Here is a 13,194-nt window from a genome sequence, read left to right on the forward strand (position 1 = left end):
CACCACCCCTTCTGTTAGAAGTGAGTCATTACCAGATCGAGGATCTCGTCCAGTTCGTCCGTCGTGAGGTTGAACCGTTCTTTGGCGTAGATTGCCCGAAGTTCGTCCCGGGTCCGCGGCATCAGGTTCGCGATGCGGTAGGCGATCTCCTCTTTCATCTTCTCGAGTTTGATGAGCTCGTCGACGAGTTCGCGGGCCTTCTCGGAGGATGTCTTTGAAAGATGATTGGCATGCTCGATACTCTTACGAAGCTCGTAGGACATCTCTTCTCCGGACTCGAGCCGGACCGCCTCCACGGAAAGGAGTGTCTCACGCAGTTCGGGAAGCAGCATCCGCTCTTCGCTCACGATTCGTTTTACCTTCATGCCAATCACTACTGTTGAGGATTATACTTTCTGCGCTTTTAGATGTTGCGGTCTCGCAATCACCTGTTTTATCGTATCTCCATCCCTGACTTCGAGCAGCCATGCGCGTCCGCGCTGTCCGATGACCGTGCCGGTCTTCCCGTGGAATCTCCGGTGGGGCATGCCCTTCTGGACACTCGGTTCGACCACGACGTGCACCCTCTGCCCGAGCTCGAAGTTCTGAATCACCGAGCTGACCGGGGGGATACCGCGTTTTCTGAGGTCCTTCTTGAACTTATACCGCGTCTTCTTGCGTGGTCCATTGTGATGTGCCATGATTACTCACCATACTCGTTCGCTGTTTTGACCAGCACCACATCGAGGCTGACAACACTTGCGGTGCGCCCCAGGATCTGGGCAAGGCTGGGCTGGGTTCTGCCGCTGTCACCCGATACCAGTTCTTTGATGTACAGGCCCGCTTCGCCGACGACTTCGACCCAGTATCTGCCGTCCTGCGTGCCTGTGCACTCGATATCGAGGACCTGCCGTTCCCGAACTTTATCTGCCCGTCGGTGTGACACCCGCAGAGGGGTGCGCTGTCGTATCGTTACACCTTTTAACTGATCGAGGGCCGCTCTGAACTCATCTGGCGTTGCAGAACCGTCAATCTCGACCAGGATCCTGTATTTTTTATGCCCTTTGTCGGATTTAAGGCTTTGCACCATCTTCCGATCCGCCCATCCGGCCAGATGAACCGCCACCCGGCCAACGGCAGTCCGGTTGATCTCCTCCTCGAGTGCTGCGAGGTCCACGGACCGTTTCCGCGGCGCCTCGACCTCCATCACGAAGGGGCGGCCCGACCCGAGCATCCGGGCGTCGATATCCTCTCTCCCGGCACCATGCAGGACGGCGTTCTCCGCGTCGAAGGCCTCGATCACCGGCCGGCCGATCAGCTCCTCGACGGAGTCGGCATACTGCTTGCCGGTGAAGTTGCACTGCTCGCACCCGGCTCCCCGGCATGACCGGCAGTCCCAGTGGGTCTGGGGGATGCCCCGCTCGTACTTCAGGTACCGGCCGGTGAAGAAGACGGGGTTGACCTGCACCTCGACGGTACCCTCAGCGAGGTCGAGGATCGCCACGATGTCGGGCCGCTTCAGGTCGGCCGTCTTCCCGGTGAGGACCGAGACGGCCTTGCCGACTTCCCGGTTCATCTCCGCTTTCAGCGGTTCGGGGTCATGGAGGGAAAGGTCGCTCCAGACCATCTCCTCGCTCTCCGTGACAAGCGGCGGGACCTTTGTCCCGATCAGAAACGTCTCGAACTCGATCCCCCGTACCGCTTCCGCGACCATCGCTGCCCAGGCATCGATGCGGGAGAACTCCCCGCCGCAGATCCAGCAGGACTCCGGCTCCGGTTCGTGGTGCGGCTCGTTTTCCGCAAGCTCCCTGGCGATCCGGAGCGCCCTGCCCCGTTCCTCGTTCGTCAGCCCAAACGACCGCTTGCCGAAGAAACGCCCGAGGCAGTGGTTGCAGGTATCGCCGTATCCAAGAATTGCTTCTACCTCGTGTATGATATCCATCAGGATTCCCTCCGGTCCATCTCGTTTAAGAGGACGGTGATTGTGTGATCGGCATGCAGCGACCGCGGCCCCACCGAGTAGCGGGAGTAGCCCGCGATCAGCGCCTCCTCCTCCGCGGTGAAGTTGTGGTGATCCGAGAGAAGATAGGCCTCCGGGAGCGCCGGAACCGTCCTGACGTCCTCCCCCGCCTCGTCGAGAACCGCGAACGGGATCCCGGCGAGCAACCTTGCGAGCCCGCCGCGGCGGACGTAGACGCCCGGGGTCGACTCCCGGAACTCGTCCCCGCAGGGGATCGAGAGCGCCTTCTTGATCAAGGCGGCGCTGCTCCGCTCGTCCGGCGAGAGGTAACGGACCTCGCTCCCGCGGAAGAGGACGGTCTTCTCCGGACCGGGCTCCCCACAGAGGACGAGGTAACACTCGACGTCGCGCCGCAGGTCGTGGGAGAGAAAGAACGAGGAGTTGATGCAGCGGCAGAGGACGTCCATCCTCCCGCCGCTCCCGGCAAGATCGTTCAGGCTGAAGGTGCCGCTCGTTGCGGCAAGGTGGCCTACGACGGCAAACCGCTTCATCTACTGGGTCCTGCCGAACTTCTTCATCATGCGCTGCATGTTGAACTTGCCGCCGCCCATGCCCCGCATGCCTTTTAAGGCACGCTGCATGATCTTGTAGTACTTGATGAGGTCCCGGACGTCGTCGGGCGCCACCCCGGCACCCCGGGCGATCCGCTGGATCCTCGAGCTCCCGATCATTGACGGGTCGTCGAGTTCCGGGGGCGTCATCGAGTCCATGATCACCTTGTAGCGCTGCATCTTGGTGCTGGTGATATCGTAGGCGTCGTCCGGGATCTGCATGCCGCCGAGGGGGAGCATGCTCATGATCTGCTTCAAGGGCCCCATCTTGTTCAGCGCCTCGAGCTGTTTGTACATGTCCCGGAGCGTGAACTTGCCCTTGAGCATAGCGTTCACATCGAGATCCTCGGCCGAGACCGCCTCCTCCGCCCGTTCGACGAGCGCTTTCAGGTCGCCCATCCCGAGCAGCCGGGAGATGAACCCGTCCGGGTCGAACCGCTCGAGGTCGTCGATCGTCTCGCCGCTCCCGATGAAGACGATCCCGCTCTGCGTCTCGGCGACGGCCGAGAGTGCGCCGCCGCCCCGGGCAGTGCCGTCCATCTTGGTGACGAGGACACCGTCGATCCCGATAGCCGCGTGGAACCGGCGGGCCTGTTCGCTCGCCTGCTGGCCGAGCGCAGCGTCGATCACGAGCCACCTGTGGTCGGCGTGCGAGATCTCGTTGATGTTGACGATCTCCTCGATCAGGTTCTCCTCGAGGGCGTGCCGCCCCTGGGTATCGATGATGATCACTTCGTAGATCTTGCGGAACTTGGGGAGACCCTCCCGGACGATCCGGAGAGCGTCCTGTTCCCCGGGGTCGCCGAAGCAGGGGACGCTGATCCGGTCGCAGAGCGTCTTGAGCTGCTCATAGGCGCCCGGGCGGAAGGTATCGGCGCAGATCACCCCGACCCGCAGCCCTTTGCGCTGGAAGTAACGGGCGAGCTTCGCGGTCGTCGTGGTCTTCCCGCTCCCCTGCAGCCCCGCCATCAGGATCGTCTGGGGCTGGAGCGCCACCTCGCCCGGCGTTCCCATCATCCGGACGAGTTCCTGGTAGACGATCCGCAAGACGTGCTCCCGGACGCCCATCCCCTTCGGGGGCTCCTCCCCGAGGGCTCGCTGCTTGATCGCCTGGGAGAGCTGCATCACGAGTTTGACGTTGACGTCGGCGGAGAGGAGCGCCCGTTGCAGGTCGCGCACCAGTTCGTCGACCGCCGCCCGGTCGATCACCGTCTTGCCGGCAAGTTTCCTGACGGCGTCTTTCAAGGACGTACCAAGGTTATCGAGCATCAGGATTCATCTCCCAGCAGTTCGTTCACCACGGTCCGGGGATCGAACGGCATGATGTCGTCGTAGCCCTGGCCAATCCCGAGGAAGAGAATTGGTTTTCCAACGGTGTGCGCAACCGATATGGCCGCGCCCCCCTTCGGGTCCATATCCGCCTTCGTCAGGACGACCGCGTCGGTGCCGACGGCCTTGTTGAACTCGTCGGCACGGATGACCGCATCGTTCCCCGCCACCGCCTCGTCGACGTAGACGACGAGGTCGGGCTTCATGACCCGCCGTATCTTCTCGAGCTGGTTCATGAGATTCGCCCGGTTGTGGAACCGGCCCGCAGTATCGGCGAGGACGACGTCGATATCATGCGCTTTCGCGTACTGGACCGCGTCGAAGAGGACCGCAGAAGGGTCGGCGCCCGCCTGGTGCTGGATGGTCTTGATCCCGAGACGGTCGGCGTGGGTCCGGATCTGCTCGATCGCTCCCGCCCGGTAGGTGTCGCCTGCGCCGATCACGACCGAGAACCCGTTCTTCTGCAGGTATTGCCCGACCTTGGCGACGGTCGTCGTCTTGCCGGTCCCGTTCACGCCGGTGAAGAGGATCTTGACCGGGCGTTCGCGACTCGCGATGAAGTCACGCAGATCGAGGCCTTCGCCCAGCACCCCGCAGAGCGCGGAGCGCAGGGTGGAGACGACCAGGTCGTCGACCGAAGAGCCGATCTTTTTGTGCTGGCCCACGAGGTCCCGGCGCATCCGGGCGATGATCTCGTCCGTGACCGGGAGTGCGACGTCGTTTTCGAGGAGGACCATCTCGAGTTCGAAGAGCGGCTCCTCGATATCCTTCTCCCGGAGGAGAACCTCCCGCTCCCGGACGAGGACCTTCAACTTGTTGAAAAACGTGGGTTTCTCCCGCCCATCCCCCGGTGCCTCCTCCCCGGAGACCGGGGGTTCGGGCGTGACCGGGTGAGAGGGCGCGGGCTCCGCAATCTCTACTTCCTCAACCTCTTCGGCAACCGGGGGTGCCGGTTCGGCTCCGGCAACCTCCTCGATATTCGAGGTGAATTTGCTCCTGATATTCTGAAGTTTGTTCTTTAAGGAATCAAACATTATCAACTTCCGCCCTGGCCTGCCTGAGCCTGCCGGGCCCCCCGGTAAGCCGCCTCGAGGCGCCGGGAGATCTCCGTTGCCTGCCCCTGCAACTGCTCGACCGAACCTGCGACTTTCTTCTCCACTGCCTCAAGTTCGGTTATCCGATCCCCGAGATACTCCACCGCATCCGCGCTGGCCCTCTCAACAGAGACGTCGGCCCCGATGTTCACGAGAACGTGACCGGCATCGAGCACCTTCACCCGGAGATATGCGCCGCCCCCGATGGGGAGAAGAACGATGCCGTCCTCGTTCTCCTGGACGGCCCGGAGGGTCTCGACGGCGGCGGCGGCCTCAAGGCGCTGCTGCTCGATCATCGAGAGCTGCTGCGTCAGGAGTTCTATCTGCTGCCCGTACTCGTTCAAGTACATCTGGAGGGTCTGTATCTCGCGAGGATCTGCCTGGTTCACGTCATTCACCAGCTACTACGTTAACCGATTCGATAGTGATATAACTTCTCTTCAGGCGGTGTTTGCTCCCGATATCCGCAAAGATCTTCTCTTTTGCCTGGTTTTCGTTCGGGGCGCCGATGACCTTCCGGTACGGTTTCCACTTGTTGTTGATCTTACACGCGCCTATAATTTCAAACGTCTGGTTCTCCATGACTGTATCACTCCAAAAACCCAAAGACTTCTTCTATTCGTCCCAGTTCAAACCCGCTCGTAACGGACCCTGCGATGTACCCCTTGCTGTTCGCAAGGACTCCGGTGCCCACGAGACCGCTTCCCATGTTGACCGACCCGAGGCCGATCGGAAGGTCGACGACCCGTTCGAGGCCGGCGATCTCCGTATCGTTGGCTCTCGGGTGAACGAGAATGCCCTTGTTCGTCGCAGACCCGGCCATGCCGACGGTTTTGATGCCGCCAAGCGATAACCGGACCACCGGCACAGAGAGGAACGACCCGATCTCCTCGGCGACATCGATCTCCATCTCGGGATGGACGGCGGCAACATAGTCGTTTGCGAGGATAACGTTGCCCGCCGCGTTCATGGAACCCTCGAGCAGGAGAACGTCCCGGTGCTCCCTGAGGACCGTCAGTTCCTCGTCGGTAACGAGGCCGCTGACGACCAGGCCCTGGCTGTTTCCCGCAACAAGCGAGCCGATGATGCTGCTTCCCTGAATATAGGTGCTCACGATCTCGACATCGAGTTCTCGTGCGAGAGCCTCGGTGAACTCCCCGGGCGCCCCGGGGTACACGATCGCTATATCCTCAAAGACGCGGGCGTAAACGCCTATGTTCGGATCGCCGGACAGATCGATCGTCCCTGTCATTTCACTCCTCGGCGAGTTCGGCCTGAACCTGCCCGTCCTCGAACTTCATCGCGCGGACGCGAATCTTTCGCGGGGGCTTCTGGCTGCCGTTCTCCCAGACCTTCTCGTTGATGCTTCGGTCGAGTTTGACGTCTTCACTCTTCATGTGCCGCACAAGAAACGCCCTGATGTCCTTGATGGCGGTGTTGCCCCTCTTCCACCGGGGTGCACGCTTCACGTCGCGGAGGGGGATGATATAGATATGTTCCTTCAATGCCTCTGCCATAGTCTTACACCTTCAGAGAACTCCGTCTCCAGTTGCGCCGCTTCGGATGCGACGCAACCGCACGGTTGGTCCTGATCATCACCCATGCAGGCACGCGGCGGTTCTGCTCGCATGCCTTTGCCAGCCGGATCTTCCGGCCCTTCATTAACTTGCTCATAACTCTCACTCTCGCACTCTTTCAGGTATTCTTCCTCGCGACCACCAGCGACTGCAGGTGATGGGGAGGGAAGAGCAGCGCCGGATCGATGCCGCGAGCGCGAAGCGCATCCCGGATCTCCCCTTCGTAGTCGCCGTTCCCGATGACGCCCGTCTCCCCGTACCGCACCACGAGCAGCCGCCCGGCGAGGCGTTCCACCTCCGGTTTCCCGTAGCCGAGGAGCGGCCGGACGTAGGAGCAGCCGGTGGTCATCTCCAGGTGCTGCACCTCGGATCGCTCGATCCGGGGGACCCGGTCTTCCCGGCGGGTGCCGTCTCCGACCACCGCATACTCGCGGGAGAGGATCTCGATCGCCGTCCGGTGGACCATATCGATCGCGTCGTTCGGGTAACCGCACGTTAGCAGCAGGTCGACAGCCTCTTCGAGGAGGTCTCGCCCGAGCACTCTTTTCCTGAAGGGAAGGTCCAGGGCGGCCGCTGCAGCCCGCACCTCCGGAACCTCACGGTCGGGATCGAATACACAGGTATTCAGTTCCACGCCGTAATCGCGCGCGAGCATGATTGCCGCCAGCGCACTATCTTTCCCTCCCGAGAAGAGCACACCCGCTTCCATTACTTCCGCGTAATCCTGAACTCTTTCTTCGACGGCGTCAACTGGGCAAGCAGGCCCTTTAACTGCTCGTCGGTGATCCGCTGCCGGACTCTGCCGCTCTGCGCGAGCATCACCAGTTGCTGCTCGACCGCTTTTGCAAACTCCGGCCGGGTCAACTTGATGGTATTGAGTCTCTCCCTCGCTTCAGGTTCGAGGATCTCCATGAGCGCAGCACGGACCTGTGCGTCGATCTGTTGCTGGCGTGCTGCCTCATCTTCCATCGACTGCTGGCTCATCGCCTGCCGTTGCATCTGTTCCATCTTCCGGCGGCGGAGTTCCGCGAGTTCGTCGTCTACCATCAGTCATACCTCCTTTCGATCAGTACTTCGCAAGTCCCGGAGCAACCTCGGCAGCCTGAGCCTTCAGGCTGTTTGCGGTGTTGTCCAGGAAGGATCTGCCGGCCGGGGTGACCGTGCGCCCGCCGCTCGAATGAGAGACGTAGCCGGCCGCTTCGAGCTGCTGGAAGAGCTTCCGGACGATCGCACCGCTTCCCTTCCTGAACTGGGAGGGAGCCGGGCCCCGGTTACGCTTGCCGCCGTAGATGGAGCGCATCCGCTGGATACCGACCGGACCGTCGGTGTAGATACGCCGGAGAACCGACGCCGCACGCACATACCACCAGTCGTCATTCTCGGGGGGCATCTCTTTGTGTACCCCCGTCTTTGCAAAAGCGGCCCAGTCGGGGGGCTGAATCTGCGGGTTTTTCTTGAGTTCTTCTGCCACCTGCCGGATGAACATATCGGCAGGGATGTCATATACAGTCGTCATAGATGAACCTCACTCTCGCTAACAGTCTTTACATATTCGTCCAGTGATGTTTTATATATTTCGAGGATTGTGCCCGGACGATCGGCCTCGCCGCTCCGTGAGGACGAGTGTCCGCCCCCGGACCTCGACCAGGACCGCACCGGCCGATGCCGCTATCTCCTCGGGATCGACTTCGGTGTTCCGGAGCCATCTCACCTTGACGACCTTCCGGTCTTTGAGCTGGCGTCGGATCTCATCGATCATAACGCTTGTGATACCCCGCTTTCCCACCCAGATGGTGGGTTTGAGATCCTGATACGATTCTTTACTCATGGTTGAGGCCTCCCGACCGGATACCGTGACCGGTGCCCGCAGGCAAGACAGGTGACGACCACGCGGCCCCGGTGGATCCTGACCCGGGCGTTCGACCCGGGGACCAGGTAGACGCTGCACCGGCGGCAGAAACGGCGTTTCAGCGGCCGCTCAATCCGTATCCGGTGGCGCATGCCGATCTTCCGGGCCAGTTCCACACAGCGGTTGCTCCAGACGGGGTTTTCCGGGTAGAACTCCGCGGCACGCGCAAAGAGGACGGCGATCCTCTCGCGGGCGAGCCTCCGGGAGCCAGATTTTCGTGTAGTATCTGCCATGGTGCGATCCGTTCCATCGAATATGGTGGGTCTTGAGATAGGAGGGGAGAGAATATATAAGAGTTTGATGCCTGGGGTCAGCGGATCCGCACCCGCCGACCGGTGACCTCCAGGCGGTCTTCGCAGAAGAGTTTTACGGCGAACGGGAGGGCTTCGTGCTCCTCGACGAGGATCCGGTCGGCGAGCGTCGATTCGTCGTCGTCCGGGAGGACCGGAACGCACCGCTGGACGACGATGGGGCCGGTATCCATCCCCTCGTCCACCAGGTGGACGGTGCAGCCCGAGACCTTCACCCCGCTCTCGACCGCCTGCCGCTGAGCATGCAGGCCGGCAAACGACGGGAGCAGGGCAGGGTGGATGTTCATCATCCGGCCCGAGAACTCGTGGACGATACCGGGCCCGAGGATCCGCATGTAGCCGGCGAGGACGAAGAGGTCCGCCCGGCAGCTCCGCATCGCATCGAGGAGTGCCTCCTCGTAGGCGGCCTTCGAGGAGAAACGCGCATAGTCGATGACTGTAACCGGCATCCCGGCAGCTTCGGCCCGCTTGATCGCGTATGCCCCGGGGTTGTCGGTGACGAGACCGACGCAGACCGCCGGGATCTCGGCGGCCGCAATGGCATCGATCACCGCCTGAAAGTTCGATCCTCTCCCCGAGGCGAGTACCGCTATCCGCTTTTTGTCACCAGGTCTCTCTCTATCCATGAATATCGTTCTCCGGACTTACCGGGCCTCCCCCGGCCCGGTCTGAGGTGCGAGGATCAGTTTCACCTTGACGATCCGCCGGCCCCGCATCTGCATCACCACCAGCGTGATGTTGCTCTCCTCGACCTTGACCACCTCGCCGCGGCGGGGGATGTGCCCCAGCCGGTCGATGACAAGGCCGCCGATGCTCTCGTAGGTATCCGTCAGCGGGAGGGCCAGGTTCAGGTCCTCGTTGAGGTGCTCCACCCACGCCCGTGCGTCGACCAGGTAGACGCCTTCCTCGATCTGCTGCACCTCGGGCTCCTCCTCGTCGAATTCGTCCATGATCTCGCCGACCAGTTCCTCGAGCATGTCTTCGACCGTCACGATACCGGCAAACGACCCGTATTCGTCGAGAACGACCGCCATATGCTGCTTCTTCAGCTGAAGCTCCTTTAAGAGCTCGTCGATCTTCTTGCTCTCGGGAACGAAGTAGGGCTCGTACATCAGGTTTCCGATCGTTGCGCTCGTCTGCTGGCGGAAGACCGCGGCAAAGACGTCCTTGACGTTCAAGAGCCCGATGACGTTATCGATATGCTCGTGGTAGACCGGAATTCGGGAGAAACCTGTCTCGTTGAAGATGGAGAGGGCGTTCTCGAGCGTGGCCGTATTCTCGATCATGACGACGTCCACCCGGGGCGTCATTACCTCGCGAACTGTCGTGTCTCCAAAGCGCAGCACGGAGTAGAGCATGTCCCGCTCCTCCTCTTCGATGGTGCCCTCCTCCTCGCCGACGTCGATCCACTCCTTGATCTCCTCCTCGGTGACGACCGGCTCGGTCACGCCGGGCCTGAAGGCAAACTGCCCCTTGATGCGGTCCAGGACCCAGAGCACCGGGTAGAGCACCTTCGAGAGGTAGAGGATCGGGCGGGCGACACGGAGCGCGAGTTCCTCGGTGTGTCGGGAGGCGTACATCTTCGGCCCGATCTCGCCGAAGATCAGCATCAGGATGACCGTGACGCCGGTCGCTATCCCGATACCGACGTCGCCGTAGATGGCGATGGCGATCGCGGTCGCGAGCGATGCTGCGGCCACGTTGACGACGTTGTTCCCGATCAGGATGGTTATCAGGAGGGCATCGGTCGACCGTTTCAGCGTATCGAGGGCTTTCGCTCCTTTACGGCTCTGGTTCAAGAGTGCCCGAACTTTCGCCCGGGTTATCGAGATAAGGGCGACTTCCGAACTTGAGAAGAAGCCCGAAAGGAGCAGACAAACAATGAATAAAATGATCTCTATGGTTAGAAGGTCTACGACTACCATTTACTCCACGCCGCATCAAGCGGCAGCATCCGGTATTGGTTCATTGCCGGGATTTTATGAATTATGTCGTGGGCAGATGTTATAAAACCAGCGCTTCAGGAGAATATCTCCTGTAGTGTCTCCAATTCGCGCATGAGGAGCACAACCTTCTCTTCGGATGAGAGAGTCTCCGGAAAGACCATGTCCTCGAGTTCCAGGGTGAGATACCCGCCGTAGCCCCGGTCTGCAAGTTCCGCAAGCACCCGGGTCGCGGCCGGGTCGCCATGTATGGGGTGGTGGGGTCGCCCGTTCCCGCCGAGTGCGCTGACGTGGACGTTCGTCATCCTCTCGATGCAGAGATCGATGAACCGGATCGTCTCGTCGCAGGACGTCATCATGGCGTGCCCCATATCCAGCGTGAACCAGAGCCAGGGTTCCCGCTCGAGCACCTCGGCCGCATCCTCGGCGGTGGAGAGGAGGGAGTTGACCCGGGGCTCCAGGTTCTCGATCGCCACCTTCACCTGCGTCCCCTCCGCCGCTTCCCGGACCCTGGCGATGTAATCGTCGAACCGCCGGTAGTCGTAGGCGCTCGGGTGCCGTTTCGCCGTCCTTCTCCCGGGGTGGACGGTGACCACGCCGGCACCCATCCTGTCCGCCATCCGGACCGCCTCGACGGTGTAGTCGACCGATATCTCGGCGACCCGGGGATTGATGGAGCAGGGGTTCAAATCCAGCGTCGGCGCGTGAACGGTGATCGGTGAGAGTTCCGGGTGGCCGGCGATACACCTCGAAAGTTCGTCCTCGGGACGGTCGCGAAGCCAGAAGTGCGGTGTCTCGACCCAGAACTCGAGCCCGTCGAGGCCGGACTCGGCAACGTAGTCGAAGATGTAGTCACAGGGGTACTCGTGGAAGAACATGGTCGAGACGGCGAAACGACCCATAACACTACTTGATATAAACCATCGGTCTAATAGATTGTGATGATGCTCGGCGGTCATTCCACCGGCCCGGAGCGGTTCGGCACTCCGATTCTCGGGGTCTCAGAGGTCTCGGGACTCATCTGCGACCTCCTCGACGACGGCCGCCTGCACCAGATCTGGGTGCGGGGGGAGGTGACCAACTACAGGGACCACACCTCCGGCCACCGTTATTTCTCGCTTTCGGAGCGAAAGGGAAGGAATTCCGCGCTGCTCAACTGCGTGATGTGGCGCACCTATACGTCGGCGCTCGCGTTCGCGCCGAAAGACGGCATGGACGTCCTCGCCTGGGGGTCCGTGGAGGTCTACGAGCCTCACGGCAGGTACCAGTTCATCGTCCGGGAGATGCTCCCGGCGGGCCTCGGCGAGCGCCACCTCATGGTCGAGCGCTGGAAGCAGGAACTCGACGCCGAGGGGCTTTTTGCCCCCGAACGGAGACGGCCACTCCCTCTCTTCCCGCACCGGGTCGGCGTGGTCACCTCCCCGACCGGCGCGGCGGTGAAGGATATCCTCTCGGTCATCTCCCGGCGGTACCCGGCCGAGGTGGTCCTCTCCCCGACGGCCGTCCAGGGCGACGGGGCGCACATCGAGATCGCGGAGGCGATCCGGCGGATCGACGGGCTCGTGGACGTGATCATCGTCGGGCGCGGGGGAGGGAGTTTTGAGGACCTCTTCCCCTTCAACCACCCGGACGTCGTCAGAGCCGTCGCCGCGTGTAAGACGCCCGTGATCAGCGCCGTCGGGCACGAGGTGGACACCGCCCTCTGCGACTTCGCCGCGGACCTCCGGGCGCCGACGCCGTCGGCAGCGGCGGAACGGGCCGTGCCCGAGCGCCGGGAGGTGCTCCGGGAACTCTCCGGGTACGGGGAGAGGATGGAAGTACTCCTTCTCCACCGCCTCGCGGCCTCGGCAAGCGAGGTCGAGGACCTCGCGGGACGCATGCATCCCCGGCGGCTCTCACGCAGGGTTCACGAGCGGATGCAGCGCCTCGCCGAGCACGAGGAACTGCTCCACCGGGCGGCGCTCGCCCGGGTGCAGCGTGAACGGGCCGCCCTCGCGGAAGTCCGCGCGAGCCTTGCGGGGCAAAACCCGCTCGCCATCCTGGAGCGGGGCTACTGCATCGTCGAGTCGGGCGGGAAGGTCGCGAGAAGCGCCGCGGGTCTCCGGCCGAACGACCGCGTGGTGTTGCGAATGAAGGACGGGCGGGCGAGAGCCGTCGTGGAGGAGATAACGTATGACAGAGACCTTTGAAGAGATGCTGGAAGAACTGCGGGGGATTGTCCGGAGACTGGAAGACGGCGAGACGAGCCTTGAGGAGAGCATCGCCATCTACGAACGCGGTGCACTCCTCGTGAAGCAGTGCGAAGACCTGCTCGGCACGGCCGAGATGAAACTCACCGAGCTCGGTCGCGACCGGTAAAGCGGTAGAGCCCCGGCGGGATGCCGGGTGCGCACGCGGGGTCCCGGGACCGGGCTCAGGGATCCTCGCACCTACGGTGCTCATGCCCCGTTCCGTGGGAGCGGCGCATCCTACGGGCCATCG

21 protein-coding genes are annotated in these 13,194 nt (G+C 62.3%); 2 read left to right on the forward strand and 19 right to left on the reverse strand.

Annotation, left to right across the window (positions count from 1 at the left end):
• Positions 1 to 14 precede the first annotated feature (14 nt).
• The 19 genes from DIC75_RS09140 to DIC75_RS09230 all read right to left on the reverse strand — a co-directional run bounded on the left by DIC75_RS09140 (position 15) and on the right by DIC75_RS09230 (position 11,615).
• The gene (locus DIC75_RS09140; RefSeq protein WP_250987708.1) at positions 15 to 365 is read right to left on the reverse strand and encodes an RNA polymerase Rpb4 family protein; all 351 of its coding nucleotides are present in this window, start codon (positions 363 to 365) and stop codon (positions 15 to 17) included.
• A 21-nt stretch (positions 366 to 386) separates the two neighbouring features.
• The gene (locus tag DIC75_RS09145; RefSeq protein ID WP_250987709.1) at positions 387 to 680 is read right to left on the reverse strand and encodes a 50S ribosomal protein L21e; all 294 of its coding nucleotides are present in this window, start codon (positions 678 to 680) and stop codon (positions 387 to 389) included.
• A 2-nt stretch (positions 681 to 682) separates the two neighbouring features.
• The gene (locus DIC75_RS09150) at positions 683 to 1,921 is read right to left on the reverse strand and encodes a tRNA pseudouridine(54/55) synthase Pus10 (protein WP_250987710.1); all 1,239 of its coding nucleotides are present in this window, start codon (positions 1,919 to 1,921) and stop codon (positions 683 to 685) included.
• Positions 1,921 to 2,490 carry a tRNA (pseudouridine(54)-N(1))-methyltransferase TrmY gene (gene trmY / locus DIC75_RS09155; protein WP_250987711.1) on the reverse strand — a complete coding sequence of 190 codons (570 nt, stop codon included), beginning with the start codon at positions 2,488 to 2,490 and terminating at the stop codon, positions 1,921 to 1,923. Before trmY ends, DIC75_RS09150 begins: the two co-directional genes overlap by 1 nt.
• Positions 2,491 to 3,819, reverse strand: a complete 1,329-nt coding sequence (locus tag DIC75_RS09160; RefSeq protein WP_250987712.1) for a signal recognition particle protein Srp54 — start codon at positions 3,817 to 3,819, stop codon at positions 2,491 to 2,493.
• Positions 3,819 to 4,913: a signal recognition particle-docking protein FtsY gene (ftsY, locus tag DIC75_RS09165; RefSeq protein ID WP_250987713.1), complete on the reverse strand. Its 1,095-nt coding sequence runs from the start codon at positions 4,911 to 4,913 to the stop codon at positions 3,819 to 3,821. Before ftsY ends, DIC75_RS09160 begins: the two co-directional genes overlap by 1 nt.
• A 2-nt stretch (positions 4,914 to 4,915) precedes the next feature.
• Positions 4,916 to 5,362, reverse strand: a complete 447-nt coding sequence (pfdA, locus tag DIC75_RS09170) for a prefoldin subunit alpha (RefSeq protein WP_250987831.1) — start codon at positions 5,360 to 5,362, stop codon at positions 4,916 to 4,918.
• Position 5,363: 1 nt separating this feature from the next.
• On the reverse strand, positions 5,364 to 5,555 hold the full coding sequence (rpl18a, locus tag DIC75_RS09175; protein WP_250987714.1) for a 50S ribosomal protein L18Ae: 192 nt from the start codon (positions 5,553 to 5,555) through the stop codon (positions 5,364 to 5,366).
• A 7-nt stretch (positions 5,556 to 5,562) separates the two neighbouring features.
• A complete protein-coding gene (locus DIC75_RS09180) occupies positions 5,563 to 6,225 on the reverse strand; it encodes a translation initiation factor IF-6 (RefSeq protein ID WP_250987715.1) in 663 nt (220 codons plus the stop codon).
• A 1-nt stretch (position 6,226) separates the two neighbouring features.
• Positions 6,227 to 6,490, reverse strand: coding sequence for a 50S ribosomal protein L31e (locus DIC75_RS09185; RefSeq protein ID WP_250987716.1), 264 nt, complete (start codon positions 6,488 to 6,490; stop codon positions 6,227 to 6,229).
• A gap of 4 nt (positions 6,491 to 6,494) precedes the next feature.
• Positions 6,495 to 6,647, reverse strand: a complete 153-nt coding sequence (locus tag DIC75_RS09190) for a 50S ribosomal protein L39e (protein ID WP_214019632.1) — start codon at positions 6,645 to 6,647, stop codon at positions 6,495 to 6,497.
• 21 nt (positions 6,648 to 6,668) lie between these two features.
• The gene (locus DIC75_RS09195; protein WP_250987717.1) at positions 6,669 to 7,259 is read right to left on the reverse strand and encodes a DUF7411 family protein; all 591 of its coding nucleotides are present in this window, start codon (positions 7,257 to 7,259) and stop codon (positions 6,669 to 6,671) included.
• Positions 7,259 to 7,597: a DNA-binding protein gene (locus DIC75_RS09200; RefSeq protein WP_250987718.1), complete on the reverse strand. Its 339-nt coding sequence runs from the start codon at positions 7,595 to 7,597 to the stop codon at positions 7,259 to 7,261. Before DIC75_RS09200 ends, DIC75_RS09195 begins: the two co-directional genes overlap by 1 nt.
• A gap of 19 nt (positions 7,598 to 7,616) precedes the next feature.
• On the reverse strand, positions 7,617 to 8,066 hold the full coding sequence (locus tag DIC75_RS09205; protein WP_250987719.1) for a 30S ribosomal protein S19e: 450 nt from the start codon (positions 8,064 to 8,066) through the stop codon (positions 7,617 to 7,619).
• Between the two features lie 51 nt (positions 8,067 to 8,117).
• Positions 8,118 to 8,378: a YhbY family RNA-binding protein gene (locus tag DIC75_RS09210; protein WP_250987720.1), complete on the reverse strand. Its 261-nt coding sequence runs from the start codon at positions 8,376 to 8,378 to the stop codon at positions 8,118 to 8,120.
• A complete protein-coding gene (locus tag DIC75_RS09215) occupies positions 8,375 to 8,692 on the reverse strand; it encodes a ribonuclease P protein component 4 (protein ID WP_250987721.1) in 318 nt (105 codons plus the stop codon). Before DIC75_RS09215 ends, DIC75_RS09210 begins: the two co-directional genes overlap by 4 nt.
• A 77-nt stretch (positions 8,693 to 8,769) precedes the next feature.
• Positions 8,770 to 9,396, reverse strand: coding sequence for a phosphoribosylglycinamide formyltransferase (gene purN / locus DIC75_RS09220; protein WP_250987722.1), 627 nt, complete (start codon positions 9,394 to 9,396; stop codon positions 8,770 to 8,772).
• 18 nt (positions 9,397 to 9,414) lie between these two features.
• Entirely contained in the window at positions 9,415 to 10,695 is a 1,281-nt protein-coding gene (locus tag DIC75_RS09225; RefSeq protein ID WP_250987723.1) for a hemolysin family protein, read from the reverse strand.
• Positions 10,696 to 10,790: 95 nt separating this feature from the next.
• Positions 10,791 to 11,615 (reverse strand): sugar phosphate isomerase/epimerase family protein, encoded by an 825-nt coding sequence (locus DIC75_RS09230; RefSeq protein ID WP_250987724.1) that lies wholly within the window; start codon positions 11,613 to 11,615, stop codon positions 10,791 to 10,793.
• A gap of 39 nt (positions 11,616 to 11,654) precedes the next feature.
• On the opposite strand from DIC75_RS09230, the gene xseA reads away from it, so the two are divergent.
• Positions 11,655 to 12,902, forward strand: a complete 1,248-nt coding sequence (gene xseA, locus DIC75_RS09235; RefSeq protein ID WP_352151701.1) for an exodeoxyribonuclease VII large subunit — start codon at positions 11,655 to 11,657, stop codon at positions 12,900 to 12,902.
• Positions 12,886 to 13,071, forward strand: coding sequence for an exodeoxyribonuclease VII small subunit (gene xseB, locus DIC75_RS09240; protein WP_214019641.1), 186 nt, complete (start codon positions 12,886 to 12,888; stop codon positions 13,069 to 13,071). The genes xseA and xseB overlap by 17 nt, the downstream gene beginning before the upstream one ends.
• The last annotated feature ends 123 nt before the right edge of the window (positions 13,072 to 13,194 follow it).

This window comes from Methanoculleus oceani, from assembly GCF_023702065.1.
GTDB classification, from domain to species: Archaea; Halobacteriota; Methanomicrobia; order Methanomicrobiales; family Methanoculleaceae; genus Methanoculleus; species Methanoculleus oceani.